This is a genomic window from Rahnella rivi, from assembly GCF_019049655.1.
GTDB lineage: Bacteria > Pseudomonadota > Gammaproteobacteria > Enterobacterales > Enterobacteriaceae > Rahnella > Rahnella rivi.
Genome location: NZ_JAFMOX010000059.1, coordinates 72411 through 89802, shown reverse-complemented (window position 1 = coordinate 89802; position 17392 = coordinate 72411). Strand labels below are relative to the sequence as shown.

Below are 17392 nucleotides of genomic sequence, written 5' to 3'. Positions count from 1 at the left end.
TTATAAGAAATACTGTGCCGGTCAGGGCCGGCACATAAAGAGGTTATCCATGTTTAAGCACATCCGTGTGTCCACCTGCATGTTTTTACTGTTGTTAGTGTTTTTTGTGATGCAACTGGTCAACAGCGGTTTATCGCTGTACGCCGCCCACACGGATAAAACTAATTTCGAGCAGATTGCCAATACCACTGAGCAGCGGGATGCGCTCAACCAGACCTGGTCTTATCTGCTGCAAACCCGTAATACCCTGAACCGCGCGGCCACGCGTCTGGCGCTGAAACAGCCGCAGGAAAACATCACGCAGCTGATGGCAGATGCCAAAGCCAGCCTGAAAAATGCCGAAAATGCTTACGCCGCGTTTCTGGCGCTGCCCCGCAGAACCGAAAAAGCGGCTGAACTGACGGCGGTGAACAAGGCCAGCTATCAGCAGTTGCACGATATGTTGCAGTCACTGAACGACATGCTGTCCGCCGGTGATATGCAGGGCTTCCTTAACGGCCCGGCACAGAAATACCAGGATCAGTTCCAGAAAGACGTGGGGAATTACACCGCGTATGTCGGTGGCCGTTTTAACCAGGCTAAAGAGCAGACCGTGGCGTCTTACCAGAACGTGATGATCAACACCTCGGTGATTGTGGTTCTGCTGGTGCTGCTGACCGCCCTGGCGCTGGTGATCACCCGCCGTATTCTGTTCCAGCCGCTGACCGTGATGCGGGGTCATTTTGACCGCATCGGTGCGGGAGATATCTCGGCACCGATCACCGTCGAAGGCCGTTACGAAATTAAAGTGATGCTCGACAGCCTGCAACAGATGCAGCAGTCGCTGGCCAATACCGTGCGCACCGTACGTCACGGCGCAGACACCATGTTCTCCGGCCTGAAAGGCATTGCTGCGGGAAACACTGATTTATCGGCGCGTACTGAACAGCAGGCTTCCGCTCTGGAAGAAACGGCTGCCAGCATGGAGCAGCTCACCGCGACGGTGAAACAGAACGCCGAGAACGCCCGTCAGGCGACACAGCTGGCGCGCGATGCTTCAAATACCGCAGAAAAAGGCGGCGCACTGACCGGCAACGTGGTGAAAACCATGAATGACATTGCAGGCAGCTCGAAGAAAATCAGTGCCATCACCAGCGTGATTGACGGCATTGCTTTCCAGACCAACATTCTTGCGCTGAACGCCGCCGTCGAAGCCGCCCGTGCGGGCGAGCAAGGGCGCGGGTTTGCCGTGGTGGCCGGCGAGGTGCGCAGTCTGGCACAACGCAGTGCGCAGGCCGCAAAAGAGATCAAAGCGCTGATCGACGAATCCGTCAGCCGCGTCAGTCAGGGTTCTGAACTGGTGGAATCTGCCGGCAACACCATGGATGACATTGTGCGTGCCGTGACCCGCGTCACCGACATCATGGGCGAAATCGCCTCGGCGTCGGATGAGCAAAGCCGTGGCATCGAGCAGGTATCGATTGCCGTGACGCAGATGGATCAGGTGACGCAGCAAAACGCCACGCTGGTTCAGCAGGCCGCGTCTTCCACCCATGCGCTGGAAGTGGAGTCTGAGAACCTGACCCGTGCTGTCTCTGTCTTCCGTCTCTCGACGTCAGAAAGCGGGCATGCACCGCGCAACACACCGGCGTCTGGTTTTGCGCCACGTTCGCTGACGCCAACCGCGTTACTCCCTGCGACCGCGCGTGCGGGATCGGCGGATAACTGGGAAACCTTCTGACAGACCGGACGGCCATGAAGCGTCAAAAAAGGTTTAGAAATACCACCTGTTCGTTACTGGAGCTGCACCATGAATCAACCAGGCTCGCCACTGAGTGCTGATAACACTTCGATCATGGCACAGATGATCCAGCGGTTACCGCTGTCAGATATCCATTTCCGCCGGATCAGTGAGCTGATTTATCAGCGCGCAGGTATCGTGCTGGCGGATCACAAACGGGAGATGGTCTACAACCGCCTGGTACGGCGGTTGCGGCTCCTCGGGCTGAACGATTTCGGCAGTTATCTGGCGATGCTGGAAAGTGACACCAGCAGCGCGGAATGGCAGGCGTTTATTAATGCGCTGACCACTAACCTGACGGCATTTTTCCGCGAAGCGCATCACTTCCCGATCCTCGCGGAACATGCGCGTTCAAGGCCGAATAATTACAGCGTCTGGAGCACCGCCGCCTCAACGGGCGAAGAGCCGTACTCCATCGCCATGACCCTGAGCGAAGCGCTGGGGCCGCGTATGGCGAACTGCCGTATTCAGGCCAGCGACATCGATACTCAGGTGCTGGAAAAAGCCACGGCGGGCGTCTATCGCCAGGAAGAGTTGCGCACGCTCAGCCCGCAGCAGTTGCAGAAGTTCTTCCTCAAGGGCACCGGCCCGCACAGTGGTCTGGTGCGCGCCCGTCCGGAACTGACGCAAATGGTGGCCTTCCAGCAACTGAATTTACTGGCAAACCAGTGGCAGCTGAACGGACCCTTTGATGCAATTTTCTGCCGTAATGTGATGATTTATTTCGATAAAGAAACGCAGGAGAAAATTTTACGCCGATTTGTTCCGTTACTTAAGCCGGGTGGCCTGATGTTTGCCGGCCACTCCGAAAACTTCAGCCAGATCAGCCGGGAATTTTATTTGCGCGGCCAGACCGTCTATGGCCTCGCCAAGGAGAGGTAATGAATAAAATCAGAGTATTGAGCGTCGATGACTCGGCGTTAATGCGTCAGCTGATGACTGAAATCATTAACAGCCATCCCGACATGGAAATGGTGGCGACCGCGCCCGATCCGCTGGTCGCACGGGATCTGATCAAGAAATTCAACCCGGACGTGCTGACGCTGGATGTGGAAATGCCGCGCATGGACGGGCTGGATTTTCTGGAAAAACTGATGCGTCTGCGCCCGATGCCGGTGGTGATGGTGTCATCGCTGACCGGTAAAGGCTCGGAAATCACTCTGCGCGCGCTGGAACTGGGGGCGATTGATTTTGTCACCAAACCGCAGCTCGGGATCCGCGAAGGCATGCTGGCTTACAGCGAAATGATTGCTGACAAGATCCGCACCGCGTCAAAAGCGCGCCTGAACAAAAGCGTAAATCTGGAACAGCCGCGCATTCTCAGCCATACGCCGCTGCTCAGCAGTGAAAAGCTGATCGCCATTGGCTCTTCCACCGGCGGAACCGAAGCAATTCGCCACGTTCTGCAACCGCTGCCACCGACCTGTCCGGCGCTGATGATCACGCAGCACATGCCGCCAGGCTTCACGCGCTCTTTTGCCGAACGTCTGAACAAACTGTGCCAGATCACCGTAAAAGAGGCCGAAGACGGCGAGCGCGTTTTACCGGGGCATGCGTACATTGCGCCGGGCGACAGACATATGGAACTGGCACGCAGCGGGGCCAACTATCAGGTTAAGTTGAACGACGGCCCGGCGGTGAACCGCCATCGTCCGTCGGTTGACGTGTTATTTCGTTCGGTGGCGCAGTTCGCCGGACGCAATGCCGTCGGGGTGATCCTGACGGGAATGGGCAATGACGGCGCCGCCGGCATGCTGGAGATGCACCGCGCAGGGGCGTATACCCTGGCACAAAACGAAGCCAGTTGTGTGGTTTTCGGTATGCCTCGTGAGGCTATCGCCACCGGTGGCGTCAATGAAGTGGTGGATCTCAGCCAAATCAGCCAGCGCATGCTGGCACAAATATCAGCCGGTCAGGCATTACGTATTTAATTTTTCAGCCTTGCGCTGGGTAGCAAACCTTAGGAGTAGATAAAACATGGCCGATCCAAATCTGAGATTCCTGGTAGTAGACGATTTCTCTACCATGCGTCGTATTGTTCGCAACCTGCTGAAAGAGCTGGGCTTCCAGAACGTGGAAGAAGCGGAAGATGGCGTTGATGCGCTGAACAAACTGCGCGCCGGGGGTTTTGACTTCGTGGTATCTGACTGGAACATGCCAAACATGGACGGTCTGGATTTACTCAAAACCATCCGCGCGGATGCCGCACTGGCAAAACTGCCGGTACTGATGGTCACCGCCGAAGCGAAAAAAGAGAACATTGTGGCCGCCGCGCAAGCCGGTGCCAGTGGTTACGTCGTCAAGCCATTTACCGCCGCCACGCTGGAAGAAAAGCTGGGCAAAATCTTCGAAAAACTGGGCATGTAGGAGCAGTTATGGCAGAGATACCAATGCCTGCAAATGATGCAGCAACCGCGGGCGATATTATCGCCCGCATTGGGCAACTGACCCGTATGTTACGCGACAGTATGCGTGAACTTGGCCTGGATCAGGCCATTGCTCAGGCCGCGGAAGCGATCCCTGACGCGCGTGACCGTCTCGACTACGTCGTCACCATGACGGCGCAGGCCGCAGAACGCGCCCTGAACTGCGTGGAAGCGGCGCAGCCTCGTCAGAACAAACTGGAATCCGGTGCCAAAAAGCTCGACAAGCGCTGGGAGGAATGGTTTGAGAATCCAATCGAACTGTCTGACGCCCGCGAACTGGTTTCTGATACCCGCGGCTACCTGAAAGAAGTGCCTGAGCACACCGGTTTCACCAACGCACAGTTGATGGAAATCATGATGGCGCAGGATTTCCAGGATCTGACCGGTCAGGTGATCAAACGCATGATGACCGTGGTGCAGGAAATTGAAAATCAGCTGCTGATGGTGCTGATGGAAAACATTCCTGAGCAACAGGTCAGAGCGAAACGTGAAAATGACAGCCTGCTCAACGGCCCGCAGCTCGATACCAACGGTGTCGGCGTGGTGGCCTCGCAGGAACAGGTCGATGACCTGCTGGATTCATTAGGTTTCTGATGCGTCTGCCTGCCTCAAAAGAACACCTCTTTGTGCTATGCAAAGAGGTGTTTCTCTTATCCAAAATTTTTAATTATTTTCCCCCTCTGCCGCCATCTGTGGAATAACCCGCATTTATCCCCCTTGTTCCATCCATAAGACTTAGCCGCTTTTGTCATGCTATGCGTGAAATTGTGCCCGTTGTCCTTTGAGCAGCGGGTAAATGCTGACAGGAACCGCCGGTGGCTGAAGAAAGCGATCTCGAAAAAAGTGAGGCCCCCACAGCCCACAGGCTGGAAAAAGCCCGTGAAGAAGGGCAGATCCCGCGCTCGCGTGAACTGACCTCGATGCTGATGCTCGGCGGCGGATTAACGCTGTTGTGGATGTCCGGCGAATCCATGGCGCGCCAGCTTGGCGTGATGATCGCCCAGGGGCTGAATTTCGATCACAACATCATCGGCAACGACCGGGAGATGTTGCAGCAAATGGCCTCACTGCTCGGTCGAGCGGTGATGGCGTTGTTGCCGGTGATTGGCGGGCTGATCCTGATTGCGCTCGCCGCGCCCTTGTTGCTGGGCGGCCTGCTGTTCAGTGCCAAATCCTTTGAATTTAAGTTCAGCCGTATGGATCCGATTGCCGGATTCAAGCGGCTGTTTTCCGGTCAGGTGCTGGCGGAACTGCTGAAAGCGATATTGAAAGCGTCGCTGGTGGGCAGCGTCGCCGGTTTATACCTGTGGCATAAGTGGCCGGAAATGCTGCGACTGATCGCCCAGCCGACCATTCCCGCGCTCGGTGAAGCGCTGAGCATGGTGGCATTTTGCGGGCTGATGGTGGTCTTCGGGCTGACGCCGATGGTGGCGTTCGATGTGTTCTGGCAAATCTGGAGCAACCTGAAGAAACTGCGCATGAGCAAGCAGGACATCCGCGACGAACATAAAAGTCAGGAAGGTGACCCGCACGTCAAAGGGCGTATCCGCCAGCAGCAACGTGCGATGGCCCGCCGCCGGATGATGGCCGATGTGCCGAAGGCCGACGTGATTGTCACCAACCCGACGCACTACGCCGTGGCGTTGCAGTACAGCGAAGACAAAATGAGTGCGCCAAAAGTTCTGGCGAAAGGTGCGGGCAACGTGGCGCTGCGCATCAAAGAACTGGGTGCCGAACACAAAATTCCGATGCTGGAAGCGCCGCCTCTGGCACGTGCGCTTTACCGGCACAGTGATATTGGTCAGCAAATCCCGGCCGCGCTGTATGCCGCGGTCGCGGAAGTTCTGGCCTGGGTTTATCAGCTCAAACGCTGGAAGCGTGAAGGCGGACTGATCCCTAAAAAACCTCAACATTTACCGGTGCCTGACGCATTGGATTTTGCAGGAGAGAGTGATACCCATGGCTAATCTGGCCGCGATGCTGCGTTTACCCGCCAACTTTAAGTCCGGACAATGGCAGGTGCTGGCTGGCCCTATCCTGATTCTGATGATCCTGTCGATGATGGTGCTGCCGCTGCCGCCGTTCCTGCTCGACTTACTGTTTACCTTTAACATCGCGCTTTCCATCATGGTGCTGCTGGTGGCGATGTTCACCCAGCGCACGCTGGATTTTGCCGCGTTCCCGACCATTCTGCTGTTTTCCACCTTGCTGCGTTTATCGCTCAACGTGGCCTCGACCCGTGTGATCTTACTCGAAGGTCACACCGGCGGCGCGGCGGCAGGGCGGGTGATCGAAGCTTTCGGCCACTTCCTGGTGGGCGGTAACTTCGCCATCGGTATCGTTGTGTTTATCATTCTGGTGCTGATCAACTTTATGGTCATAACCAAAGGTGCCGGGCGTATCGCCGAAGTCGGCGCGCGTTTCGTGCTCGACGGCATGCCCGGCAAACAGATGGCTATCGACGCCGATCTCAACGCCGGTCTGATTGGTGAAGATGAAGCCAAACAGCGCCGCAGCGACGTCACGCAGGAAGCGGACTTCTACGGTTCTATGGACGGTGCGAGTAAATTCGTGCGCGGTGACGCCGTTGCCGGTCTGATGATCATGATCATTAACGTGGTCGGCGGCCTGCTGGTCGGCGTACTGCAACATGATATGGATTTCGGCCACGCGGCGGAAAGCTACACCCTGCTGACCATCGGTGATGGTCTGGTGGCGCAGATCCCAGCACTTGTGATCTCCACGGCGGCCGGTGTCATCGTGACCCGCGTCGGTACCAATCAGGACGTCGGCGAGCAGATGGTGACCCAGCTGTTCCGTAACCCGCGCGTTATGATGCTGAGTGCCGGCGTGCTGGGTTTACTCGGCATGGTGCCGGGCATGCCGAATCTGGTCTTCCTGCTGTTCACGACCGGCCTGTTAGCGCTGGCCTGGTGGATCCGTGGTCAGGAGCAAAAAGCCCCGGTGGTAAAAGAAGCCGCGCCGGTCGAAGGTGAAAACAAACAGCTGGTGGAAGCGAGCTGGCAGGACGTTCAGCTGGAAGATCCGCTGGGCATGGAAGTCGGTTACCGTCTGATACCGATGGTGGACTTCGCGCAAAATGGCGAACTGCTGGGGCGTATCCGCAGTATTCGTAAGAAATTCGCGCAGGAAATGGGCTATCTGCCGCCGGTTGTTCACATCCGCGATAACCTCGAATTACCGCCTGCGGGCTACCGCATTTTAATGAAAGGCGTCGAAATTGGCACCGGCACTGCCCATCCTGGCCGCTGGATGGCAATCAATCCGGGCAGTGCCATTGGCGAATTGCCGGGTGAAGCGACCGTTGATCCGGCCTTCGGGCTCTCGGCAGTGTGGATTGAACCGGCGATGCGTGAACAGGCGCAGATTCAGGGCTTTACGGTGGTGGAAGCCAGCACCGTGGTCGCCACGCACCTCAATCACCTGATCAGTCTGCATGCCAGAGAGCTGTTTGGCCGCCAGGAAACGCAGGAACTGATGGACAGGGTCAGCAAAGAGATGCCGAAGCTGACCGAAGATTTTATTCCGGGCGTCATCTCGCTGACCAACATGCACAAAGTGCTGCAAAACCTGCTGTCCGAGCGCGTCTCGATCCGCGATATGCGCACCATTATTGAAACCCTGGCGGAATACGCACCGACCCAGCCCGATCCAAATGAGCTCACTTCGGTGGTGCGCGTGGCGCTGGGCAGGGCGATCACCCAGCAGTGGTTCCCTGGCACCGGTGAAGTGCAGGTTATCGGGCTGGATACCGCGCTGGAGCGTCTGCTGTTGCAGGCCTTGCAGAGCGGCGGCGGGCTGGAGCCGGGTCTGGCTGACCGTCTGCTGACGCAGTCTGAAGCGGCGTTGCAGCGTCAGGATATGCTCGGTGCGCCGCCGGTTCTGCTGGTGAACCACGCGCTGCGTCCGTTGCTTTCGCGCTTCCTGCGCCGTTCCCTGCCGCAGATTGTGGTGATGTCGAATCTGGAAATGAGCGACAGCCGCCAGATCCGCATGACCGCGACTATCGGCGGTGAATAAGAACATGCACAAGCTGTTGCGCGTGGCGATGGGGTCACTGATGCTGATCAGCGCGCCGGTGCTGGCGACGTCCGGCTCCTGGTCGGACACCCAGCGCGGCGTGACGTTGCAAAACCGGGGCGTGATGGCCTCGTCTGCACCGCTCGCGGCACCGCAGAGTTCCCCTTTGCAGCAGCGGGCGTCGGCGACCATCACCACGGTCAGCTGGAATTACCGGCTGACAGGGCCGCGTCCGGCGGGGCTTCAGGTGTCGTTATGCAATACGACCAACCGCTGCGTGGCGCTCGATGCAGACAGCGGTCAGACCCGATCTTTTTACGGTCAGGCGGCCATTTCGCCCATGAGGCTGGTGTACTTCGTACCCGGTAAAGGGGCGATGAATCCGCCGTTACGCGTGCTCAGTAATCAGGTTATTGTGAATTATCAGTAGGTTTGTCCATCAGCCCCTGCGCTGTTTCTCCTTTCCCCATGGCCCGCAAAAAACGCTGCTGGGCCACCAGAATATCTTTCAGTGAAACACAGTGGTACGTCACGCCGTGACGCTGCGTCACCTGCGCAATGATCGCCGACAGCGCCGGATAATGGCGGTGGTTCCAGGCAGGAAAAATGTGGTGCGTCAGATGGCGGTTCAGCTCACCCAGCCAGTAAGAGAGCCAGCGCGGATAAGGCACCCAGTCGATGGTGGTGGCAAACACGTGGCGATAACGGCCATGCTTAAAACGCCCGTCTTCCGGCACCTGATAAAACGTGCCCATCGCCCAGTGCGACCCTAATATCAGCACCACAAAAATCAGCGAAGAGAGCATCTGCCCGCCTAAATAGCACCACAGCAGAATGCCGCCGCCCATGCCCTGCTGATGTAAAACCCAATACGGCAGCGCCAGCGCCAGCAGCAGATGCAACATTTTTGCGGTGAGGAACACGGCCCAGCCGCGGATGCCCTGATGGCGCATTTTAGGCTGCACGCGGGTTTTGCCCGCGCGGTCGATCCAGTCGAAAAACCAGATGATGCAGGGGAAGGTCAGTGCCGCGACAAACGGCCAGTAATAATGCTGCATCTGCATAAAGCCTTTGATGCGCTGGAACGGGGTCTGACGCAGCACGCCGTTTTCCTCAATATCCAGATCATAGCCCTGCACGTTCAGGTGGGCGTGGTGGCATTCCACATGCCGCACCCGCCAGCAATCGGCATCCAGCCCGAGCGGAATACAAATCACCAGGTTCAGCGCACGGTTCGCCCATGCCTGGCGGAAAAACGCATTGTGCGAGGCGTCGTGTACCGCATTGATCGCCAGTAACATTGCCGTAAAAATAAACGCGAAATAACCACAGGCAAATATAAGCCGGTTATCACTGAGCAGCGCCGTGGTGTAAAACAGCGCGCACAGGGCAAGCAGGCACAGTAATTTGGCGATCATCCGCCCGTCGGCAAAGCGATGATCCTGATGCTGCAACAGATACTGGTTCGCGGCTTTGGTCAGGTCGCGGTGAAGCGCCAGATCCTCACGCTGCTGATACCCTGGCGCCGTCATGGCTGGCTCCAGGGGTTGCCGCCTTCAGCCGTGCGCGGATCGTCACCGTTGCCCATTGCGCGCAAAAACGTCTGCTGTTCGCGCATCAGCTGCCGGTAACTCAGACAGCGATACGGCATCCCGTGTTCTGCGGCCAGTCCGGCAATGATTTTCGCCAGTGCCGGGTAGTGCCGGTGATGCCAGCCGGGAAAAAGATGGTGGGTCAGATGCAGATTGAGCATGCCAAACCATTTCTCCAGCCACAGCGGCGTCGGGTGCCAGTCGCAGGCGGTGGCAAAATTGTGTTTATACCAGCCCTGCGGCATTTTGCCCTGCGAGGGCGCGTCATAGAATTCCGCCTGCGCCCAGTGGGTGCCGAGCAGCAGAAACACCACGAACGTCGATGCGATCATCTGGCTTATCAGGTAACTGGCTATCACCACGCCCGCGTTGATGTGGTGGGCATGCGCGATGAACAACGGGATCACCAGCACCAGCAGTAAATGCAGCAGCTTAAAACCGGTGAAAATAGCCCAGCCGCGTTTGCCGGGCAGCGCGCCGGTCAGTTTCAGCGGTGTCTTGCCCAGTCTGTCTGACCAGTCAAAAATCCACGCAATATAGGGCAGGGACAGCGCGGCGATCAGCGGCCAGTAAAGATGCTGATAGCGCATGTGCGGGCGATGTTTCTGATACGGACTTTGGCGGAAGATGCCATTTTCCTGGGTGTCCAGATCGTAATGCTCAACGTTGGCATAGCGGTGATGAAACCCGACGTGGCGGATGCGCCAGTAATCAGGGTCGACACCCAGCGGCAGCGTCACCAGACGGCTGATGATCCGGTTGGCGCGCGTGCTGCGTAAGAAAACGTTGTGCGACGCGTCGTGATTGACGTTGACGTTCAGCAACATGCCCGCCAGCACAAACAGCAGGTAGCCGCCGAAAAATCCCCAGCCGTTGTACTGGGTCAGGCAAATCGCATAACCCGCCACGCACAGCAAGGTCAGCGCCACGGCTTTCAGCAAACTGACGCCATCGGCGTAGCGGTGGTCGCCCCGCGCCTGCAAATACGCCAGCGCCTGCTGGTTCAGGGCGCGGTGAAACGCCTGTTCGCCATCGGGCATAAATAGCGGCAGATCCGGTAATTTATTCACAGGCGGCCACCTCAGTCTGACGTCGGCCCACGCCCAGCGCCAGACTGACGCCGTGCAGGCTGATTAACGGCATCAGCCAGATCCAGAACCTGTCATGCCAGCCCAGACCGAGGAGGAAAATCAGCGGGAGAGCGACGGTGATCAGCAGCCACGCGATGACGCCCCCTTTACGGCCTTCGGCAATTGCGCCCAGCGCCAGCGTACCGGCCATCAGCAACAGGAAAAGCGTGACCTGCGCCAGCGTGGTGCCCTGATAGCCGTAACCGTATTGCCAGACATAGCCAATCACCAGTGAGAACAGCAACAGCGCACCGGTAAGCAGGCTGGCCGTGGTACAGCGGAACTGCGGCGGTTTATGACGATAGCGCAGGGGCAGTTTCAGATACTGAAAGAACGGCTGATTGCTCGCCCAGAACGGATTTTGTGGGTGCGGCTGTTTACCTGAACCGTAGGTAAATTCGCCCTCCGGCAAACCCGGCCAGTAGGTGCCGAACATTTTGTCCCAGAAAATGAACGTGCCGCCGCAGTTTTTATCCGCGTAGAAACGGTCATTGACGTGATGCACGCGGTGATGGGAAGGCGTGACGAAAATTTTCTCGAGGAACCCGAGATTGGGCGTCAGCGCGTTGTGATTAAACAGCTGCACGCTGTAGTGCAGCAGCGACACGGCGATAAACACCGACAGCGGCACACCGGCAATCGCCAGCAGCATAAAGAACGGGATCGAGGTCAGCGACGAATACCAGGAATTACGCACGCCGAGCGACAGATTGAAGTGCTCCCCCTGATGATGCACCACGTGCACCGCCCACAGCGGGCCGAATTTATGATGCAACCGGTGCAGCCAGTAGAAACCGAAATCCCATGCCAGCAACGCGAAAAGCCACATCAGCGGCGCAGGCCAGCCGCTGACCCAGTTCAGGCTGAAATGCGTGACAACCAGCCCGTAACAGAAAATCTCCAGCCCGCGAAACAGCCATAACATCACATGACCGGAGTTGAGGTTAAACATCACATCGCGCCAGTTAACCGGCTCTTTGCGCAAATACTGCAACAGGCAGGCTTCGCCTAACACCACCACCAGCATAAAGATGATCGGAATAATTAAATCAACCATGAGCACTTTCCTTGTGACCAGACGGCGTAATCAACATGAACCGCCACAGCAGCGCGCCGACGCCAAGTGCCAGACCGGCACCGCTTAGCAGATCGACAAACAGATGGCGACGTAACTGTAAAATTGAGAATCCGATAGCCAGGCACCACAGCATATACAGGCCGGTTTTCCAGAGATGGCGGCTGCTCAGCGCCCAGACAGAGAGCACGGTCAGCGCCATGTGCAGCGAGGGCAGGCAGTTCTGGCGCGAGTCAACGGCGGCTAACGCCGAGAGCATCCGCGCACTGAGTGAGTCTTCTGGGAATGCGGGGTACACCATGGTGGTCGGCCAGAGGAGATAAACCATCCCCGAGAGCAGCGCCGTGAGCATCATCGCATTACGCAACCAGCGTAGCCGGTGTGCCGGGCAGGTCAGGTAAGCCAGCGGGATGATGATGAAAAACGACAGATACAGCCAGATGCCGCCGGGGCTGAACGGGATCATCCGGTCAATCACCGAGGGCTTCAGCACGGTGCCCGCGGTCTGAAAGGTATCCGTCAGATGATAAACCACGCCGACTGCGCCCCAGCCCAGCAACATCTGCCATAAACGATTAACCATGAACGGTGTCCTTTAAGCGGGTGATCCGACGTTTTTTAAGCATGAAGTTGGCGGGAATGTTTCCCGCCCTCAGCGTCCACTGTAACTGAGAAAGGTCCACGCCCTGTACAGCGAAATGCTGCTCCAGCCGGGTTTTACACAGGGTCAGTTCGCTTTCGCTGCATTCGGCTTCCAGCAACAACGCGACGTCATTTTGCTGCGTCAGCCGGTAGTCTGCCGTCAGCGGCAGGGCGTTGGCGATCACCCGGTTGCAGGCATCAGCAAACATCACCTGCGGCTGCCTGTCTTTGCCCGGCAATGCCAGCCAGTCGTCGCAGCGGCCTTCGATGCGCTCGATGGACAGGGTCACGCGCCCGCAGCCGCACGGCTGCTCACTTTTCACCAGCACATCGTCCAGCCGGTAACGCACAATCGGCTGGGTATGGCGGGTGAAATCGGTAATCACCGGCACGAAGCGGCGGTCGTCTATCCACTCCGGTTCCACGTGAATAAACTCTTCATTAAGGTGCAGCGTTCCCCGCTCGCAGGTGGCGGCGAGAAAACCTTCGGTTGCCTGATAGACTTCACCCACCTGCGGGAAAACCTGCTCCAGCAGTTGACGATCCTGAGCGGTCAGCACTTCGGCAACGGAAATGACTTTGCTGACGTTGAGCGTCAGTTCGCGGTTCTGCACCGCCAGCGCCAGCTGCCGCAGTACCTGTGCCGGTGCGACAATAATGGTCGGCGCGACATTTTCCAGCCGCAGCAATTGCGGGTGAAAAGGCGCGAACAGATCGAAAAACTCAAGGGTCAGCCAGCGGTTATTCACGCTGTGGTAGAGGTTATTGTCTGCCCGCAAAAACATCGCGACGCGCTCACCGCGGCGTAACCCTTGCGGCAGCATTTTTGCCAGCATTCCGCCCGCCCAGACCTGCTGCTCATGCGGGCTGACGACGAAAATCCCGCGCTGACCGGAGGTGCCAGACGAGAGCCCGACGCTGAACCCCTCAATTTGCGGCGTGAAATGGCGGTCGCGTTCCGCACGCTGCGCACAGGCCAGCAGCGCCTCTTTCTTCAGACCGGCCGTGTTCATCTGATCGAAATTCGCCATCATCAGGGCCTTATCCATCAGCGGCCACTGATTTTGCGGCAGGGTCGCGCAGGCCTTAAACCACGGGCTCTTTGCCAGCGTTTTGCGGGCAAACTGACGCAGTTTTTTCTGTTGCCACGCCAGCAACGCTTCGCGGTTGTCAAATACCAGGCGGCGGGTGCGCAGGTAGTGCCACAGGGTTTTCAGCGGGATCATAAATCCCCCTCGTGGCACAAGTGGATCTTTACATTGCCGCTCAGATAAAGCCGGTTCAGGCGGCGCAGCGTTTCGTAATACGCGGCGCTGTTGTCCATCACCAGATGCGCCATACGCGACGGCCCGCGCAGGCTTTCGTAACTTTTCGGCGACCAGGCTGCGTCGCTGGCGAGCAACTCCCAGCCGGAATCAGTGAGAACAAATGCGCCGATATGTCCGGCAGCATGTCCCGGCAGCGGCACCAGAATAATTTCATTGTCGCTGCCAGGCAGGCTGTATCCGCCCTCAAAGGGGGCGAGTGCGGCGGGCAGGGGCGTTTCCTCCATGGCTTCCATCCATTGCAGCCCGGTTTCGAAATCGTCCGGGATAAGCCCCGGAACGAACGCGTTTTTCAGGGCGGCCAGGCCACGAAGTTTACGGGTGCGGATCCAGCCGTCCATGCTGCTGATGGCAGGCACGCCGCTGAAATCCCGCAGCCCGGCGATATGGTCACCGTGAAAATGCGAAATGATAAGGGTCGTGATATCGGCGGGAGAAATTCCCCGATCCGCCAGCTGACGGAACAGCGCATCCCGTGAGTCGAAATGCACCGGCGTGGTCGCCCGGTACAGGCGGTAAATGCCTTTGGACGTGTAATGTTCAAAATGGTCGGCGTAGCCGGTATCCCACAGCCAGCGCTTGCCCTGCGCCTCTAACAGCCATGCCCGCGCGGGGAATTTACACACCCGCCAGCCCGCGCCTTTGAGGGCCATACATCCGGGGTGCAGGCAATAGCCCACGTCAAAAGCGGTGAGATTAGCCAAGGTGCACTCCTTTATTTTCCCGCATCGCCTGCGCCGTCAGCCCGATGGCCTGTTGCATGGAATACACCGGCCGGTAGTGCAGCTCGCTAATCGCACGGGCCTGGCTCAGCGTCATATCAAAATTCACTGCGCCGACGCTGTAGCGGGTCAGCAGCGGTTCACGCCCGCGCGCCTGAGCCAGCAGCTCCATGCCGCTCGCCACGCCATAAAGCAGCCGGTAAGGCACAGGCCGGAGGGTGAAACGGATCCCGAGCTGTTCATTCAACAACTGATGCAACATGTCACCCAGGCGCTCAGGTTGCTGATTGGTAATGTTATAGACCGCCGCCGGGGGAAGATGTGGCTGAGCAGTGGCCTGCCACATGGCTTCGACGACGTTGAGCGAAAAAGTCAGGTCCAGCAGCGTTTCACCGCCGCGCGGCAAGCGCAGCACGCCTTTATTCAGGCGGATTTGCTCAAGAATGCGCGGAACGATCACCCGGTCATGTGCGCCGAACAATCCGCGCGGGCGAAGCACGGTAAAACGTGTTGCCGGAAATTGCTGCTGGCGCTGCGTGATGCAACCCTCCGCCAGAAATTTGCTGCGGGCGTAATGGTTAGCGAAGCGTTTCGCGCGATAACTTTCATCGATATCGGCGTGGTGCCGGAAATCAAAATAGATGGCGGGCGTGGAAATATGCACGAACCGCGGCACACCGGCCTGCCCGGCGGCCAGCGCCAGCCTGTCGGTGAGATCCATGTTGGTGCGCATAAAGTCAGACGCTTTGCCCCAAGGCGACGATTTAGCCGCACAGTGCCAGACGGCGTCACAGCCCTGCACCAGCGAGGTCAGCTGCGCCGGAGTCACAGAGTCGAGATCGACAAAGCGGAAATCCGCCCCTGCGTCGGTGAGCATTTTCCCGACCACAAGATCACGGCCCGCCGCCACCGCCTGATGCCCGGCAGCCAGTAACCACTCCGTGGCATTGCGCCCGAGCCCGCTGGTGGAGCCTGTCACTAAAATTTTCATGGGATCAGCACCATGCCGCCGAGCGTCAGACCGGCCGCGGTGCCCACCAGCGCCACCGGTTTTCCCGGCGAAAAGCGATCGTGGGTGAGGGCATAATGCAGCGCGGTCGGGATAGACGCCGACACCTGATTGCCGTGGTGACGGTAGATATCAATCAGCACGTCTGCCGGAATGTTCAGCCGGCGGCGCATGTGTTCGAGTGAAACATGGCTGGCCTGATGCGGCACCACGGCCGCCAGATCGCCCTGCGCGCACTGCGCGGCAGACAATAACCGCGCCCAATACTCTTCGATCAGTGCAGCGGCGAGGCGGAACAGGCGCTTGCCGTCCATATGAAATAAAAAGTCACTGTCGGCGATCCCCGCACGGGGATTGCGTCGGGTACCGCCTGCGCGGATATGGCACAGATCCACACCGGCCGGATAGGTTTCCATCAGGCAGGAGAGAATGCCGCTGCGACCATCGCCCCGTTCGACAATGGCGCAGGCTGCGCCGTCGCCCAGAATAATCGACGATTCTTCATGTGCCCAGTTGATGCCCCGCGACGCCAGTTCCGCACTGACAATCGCTATCCGCTGGTAAGCACCGGTATTGAGCAAACCGGCGGCGACCTGCAACGCTGAAATGAAGCTGACGCAGCTGGCGTTGACATCAAAGGTGCTGATGCCTTCACGCAACGGCGAGGCTTTCAAGACGTGCGCCGCGCTGTAAGGCAGCGCCTGCACCGGGATCGCGGAAGCGAAAATCAGCAAATCGACGGAGTGTGCCGCAATATTTCCGCGCTCAAGCGCATCAGTGATGGCGGCCACCGCAAGCTGAACCTGCGAGGCGCGGTCATCGCCGTGGAAACGGTATTCCACGCCTGAACGCTGTTGCACATACCCTGCGGATTTCCCGAGCCGGACATCCAGTTCAGCCGATGTCACTTTATGCGCCGGGAGTGCCGCACCCGAGGAAATGATTTTAAGCGGCACCAGCGATGGCGCTGCAGGTAAATTCCTTAAAGAATCCACATATATCCTTATGTATTTTCGATTATTTTTAGCCGGTGGTGAGTGCAAATAACCCCGGAAGGATGTGGCGGATATATTACCTGTTTTGCCCCTTTTGGGGTACATAAGCACACACGATTTAAGGGCCGCAAGTCAGTCAACGCTTCTCGCTGCAACGGACTGCAAACCCTAAAAACTCTCTGGAAGCAGTATCCCATTCTCGTTAATTGCCTGTTTATTCTGCAGGGATATCCCGTTAACGTCTGGTCGCGGCGGTAAAACCCGCCACCGTTGCCACTGTCGGGCTTGCCGGAGGAGACGTAAAGCGTCCTGCTCCCGCCTGAGTTCCTCTTAATAGTGTAGGAACTAAAAGGGCAACGTGTGCCGCAAACGGAGTTTCGACGTGCAGTGTGGTTCGCTTTACCACTTTCAGGAGAGAGCTGTATGAAAAAGGACTGGCATCAGGCAGACATCATCGCTGCGATTAAAAAGACGGGCACAACCATGTCCGCCGTTTCCCGCCACGCCGGGCTGAGTTCCACCACGCTGTCGAATGCTTTGACGCGCAGGTGGCCCAAAGGCGAAAGATTGATTGCGGAAGCCATCGGCGTCAAAGCCGAAATCATCTGGCCGAGCCGTTACAGTTAAAGGAAATGCGGCTGACGGCACAAACCGA

At 58.0% G+C, this 17392-nt stretch carries 17 protein-coding genes; 9 read left to right on the top strand and 8 right to left on the bottom strand.

Annotated features, from left to right (window positions below):
* Positions 1–49: 49 nt before the first annotated feature.
* From J1779_RS12570 to J1779_RS12535, 8 genes are all read left to right on the top strand, one after another.
* Positions 50–1720, top strand: coding sequence for a methyl-accepting chemotaxis protein (locus J1779_RS12570; protein WP_217203909.1), 1671 nt, complete (start codon positions 50–52; stop codon positions 1718–1720).
* Between the two features lie 69 nt (positions 1721–1789).
* Positions 1790–2662 carry a protein-glutamate O-methyltransferase CheR gene (gene cheR / locus J1779_RS12565; protein ID WP_056769706.1) on the top strand — a complete coding sequence of 291 codons (873 nt, stop codon included), beginning with the start codon at positions 1790–1792 and terminating at the stop codon, positions 2660–2662.
* Entirely contained in the window at positions 2662–3711 is a 1050-nt protein-coding gene (locus J1779_RS12560) for a protein-glutamate methylesterase/protein-glutamine glutaminase (RefSeq protein WP_056769709.1), read from the top strand. Before cheR ends, J1779_RS12560 begins: the two co-directional genes overlap by 1 nt.
* 46 nt (positions 3712–3757) lie before the next feature.
* Positions 3758–4147, top strand: a complete 390-nt coding sequence (gene cheY / locus J1779_RS12555) for a chemotaxis response regulator CheY (protein WP_056769710.1) — start codon at positions 3758–3760, stop codon at positions 4145–4147.
* Between the two features lie 8 nt (positions 4148–4155).
* A complete protein-coding gene (gene cheZ, locus J1779_RS12550; protein ID WP_056769712.1) occupies positions 4156–4800 on the top strand; it encodes a protein phosphatase CheZ in 645 nt (214 codons plus the stop codon).
* A gap of 221 nt (positions 4801–5021) precedes the next feature.
* A complete protein-coding gene (gene flhB / locus J1779_RS12545; protein ID WP_056769714.1) occupies positions 5022–6173 on the top strand; it encodes a flagellar biosynthesis protein FlhB in 1152 nt (383 codons plus the stop codon).
* A complete protein-coding gene (flhA, locus tag J1779_RS12540) occupies positions 6166–8247 on the top strand; it encodes a flagellar biosynthesis protein FlhA (RefSeq protein WP_056769715.1) in 2082 nt (693 codons plus the stop codon). Before flhB ends, flhA begins: the two co-directional genes overlap by 8 nt.
* 4 nt (positions 8248–8251) lie before the next feature.
* Complete coding sequence (locus J1779_RS12535) at positions 8252–8677, top strand: flagellar protein FlhE (protein WP_217203908.1); 426 nt, start codon at positions 8252–8254, stop codon at positions 8675–8677.
* On the opposite strand, the gene J1779_RS12530 is transcribed toward J1779_RS12535, so the two are convergent.
* Genes J1779_RS12530 through J1779_RS12495 form a run of 8 tightly spaced genes read right to left on the bottom strand, consistent with a single transcriptional unit; the run spans position 8658 to position 16737 of the window.
* Complete coding sequence (locus tag J1779_RS12530; protein ID WP_217203907.1) at positions 8658–9779, bottom strand: fatty acid desaturase family protein; 1122 nt, start codon at positions 9777–9779, stop codon at positions 8658–8660. The two genes, J1779_RS12535 and J1779_RS12530, sit on opposite strands and share 20 nt — an antisense overlap.
* Complete coding sequence (locus tag J1779_RS12525) at positions 9776–10879, bottom strand: fatty acid desaturase family protein (RefSeq protein WP_217203961.1); 1104 nt, start codon at positions 10877–10879, stop codon at positions 9776–9778. The genes J1779_RS12530 and J1779_RS12525 overlap by 4 nt, the downstream gene beginning before the upstream one ends.
* Before the next feature lie 22 nt (positions 10880–10901).
* A complete protein-coding gene (locus J1779_RS12520) occupies positions 10902–12026 on the bottom strand; it encodes a sterol desaturase family protein (RefSeq protein ID WP_056769719.1) in 1125 nt (374 codons plus the stop codon).
* Positions 12019–12627: a phosphatase PAP2 family protein gene (locus tag J1779_RS12515; RefSeq protein WP_217203906.1), complete on the bottom strand. Its 609-nt coding sequence runs from the start codon at positions 12625–12627 to the stop codon at positions 12019–12021. The genes J1779_RS12520 and J1779_RS12515 overlap by 8 nt, the downstream gene beginning before the upstream one ends.
* Positions 12620–13912 (bottom strand): F390 synthetase-related protein, encoded by a 1293-nt coding sequence (locus J1779_RS12510; RefSeq protein WP_217203905.1) that lies wholly within the window; start codon positions 13910–13912, stop codon positions 12620–12622. The genes J1779_RS12515 and J1779_RS12510 overlap by 8 nt, the downstream gene beginning before the upstream one ends.
* On the bottom strand, positions 13909–14715 hold the full coding sequence (locus J1779_RS12505) for an MBL fold metallo-hydrolase (protein WP_217203904.1): 807 nt from the start codon (positions 14713–14715) through the stop codon (positions 13909–13911). The genes J1779_RS12510 and J1779_RS12505 overlap by 4 nt, the downstream gene beginning before the upstream one ends.
* Positions 14708–15724, bottom strand: coding sequence for an NAD-dependent epimerase/dehydratase family protein (locus J1779_RS12500; protein ID WP_217203903.1), 1017 nt, complete (start codon positions 15722–15724; stop codon positions 14708–14710). The genes J1779_RS12505 and J1779_RS12500 overlap by 8 nt, the downstream gene beginning before the upstream one ends.
* Entirely contained in the window at positions 15721–16737 is a 1017-nt protein-coding gene (locus tag J1779_RS12495) for a 3-oxoacyl-[acyl-carrier-protein] synthase III C-terminal domain-containing protein (protein WP_338019862.1), read from the bottom strand. The genes J1779_RS12500 and J1779_RS12495 overlap by 4 nt, the downstream gene beginning before the upstream one ends.
* 423 nt (positions 16738–17160) lie before the next feature.
* Between J1779_RS12495 and J1779_RS12490 the strand changes: the two genes are divergently transcribed.
* The gene (locus J1779_RS12490) at positions 17161–17364 is read left to right on the top strand and encodes a helix-turn-helix domain-containing protein (protein ID WP_056769729.1); all 204 of its coding nucleotides are present in this window, start codon (positions 17161–17163) and stop codon (positions 17362–17364) included.
* Positions 17365–17392: the final 28 nt, after the last annotated feature.

Coding starts and splice junctions, on each gene's coding strand:
- J1779_RS12490 (WP_056769729.1), top strand. CDS start 17,161: ATGAAAAAGGACTGGCATCAGGCAGACATCATCGCTGCGATTAAAAAG.
- cheY (WP_056769710.1), top strand. CDS start 3,758: ATGGCCGATCCAAATCTGAGATTCCTGGTAGTAGACGATTTCTCTACC.
- J1779_RS12515 (WP_217203906.1), bottom strand. CDS start 12,627: ATGGTTAATCGTTTATGGCAGATGTTGCTGGGCTGGGGCGCAGTCGGC.
- J1779_RS12500 (WP_217203903.1), bottom strand. CDS start 15,724: ATGAAAATTTTAGTGACAGGCTCCACCAGCGGGCTCGGGCGCAATGCC.
- J1779_RS12570 (WP_217203909.1), top strand. CDS start 50: ATGTTTAAGCACATCCGTGTGTCCACCTGCATGTTTTTACTGTTGTTA.
- cheR (WP_056769706.1), top strand. CDS start 1,790: ATGAATCAACCAGGCTCGCCACTGAGTGCTGATAACACTTCGATCATG.
- J1779_RS12510 (WP_217203905.1), bottom strand. CDS start 13,912: ATGATCCCGCTGAAAACCCTGTGGCACTACCTGCGCACCCGCCGCCTG.
- J1779_RS12535 (WP_217203908.1), top strand. CDS start 8,252: ATGCACAAGCTGTTGCGCGTGGCGATGGGGTCACTGATGCTGATCAGC.
- J1779_RS12560 (WP_056769709.1), top strand. CDS start 2,662: ATGAATAAAATCAGAGTATTGAGCGTCGATGACTCGGCGTTAATGCGT.
- cheZ (WP_056769712.1), top strand. CDS start 4,156: ATGGCAGAGATACCAATGCCTGCAAATGATGCAGCAACCGCGGGCGAT.
- J1779_RS12530 (WP_217203907.1), bottom strand. CDS start 9,779: ATGACGGCGCCAGGGTATCAGCAGCGTGAGGATCTGGCGCTTCACCGC.
- J1779_RS12525 (WP_217203961.1), bottom strand. CDS start 10,879: ATGCCCGATGGCGAACAGGCGTTTCACCGCGCCCTGAACCAGCAGGCG.
- flhA (WP_056769715.1), top strand. CDS start 6,166: ATGGCTAATCTGGCCGCGATGCTGCGTTTACCCGCCAACTTTAAGTCC.
- J1779_RS12520 (WP_056769719.1), bottom strand. CDS start 12,026: ATGGTTGATTTAATTATTCCGATCATCTTTATGCTGGTGGTGGTGTTA.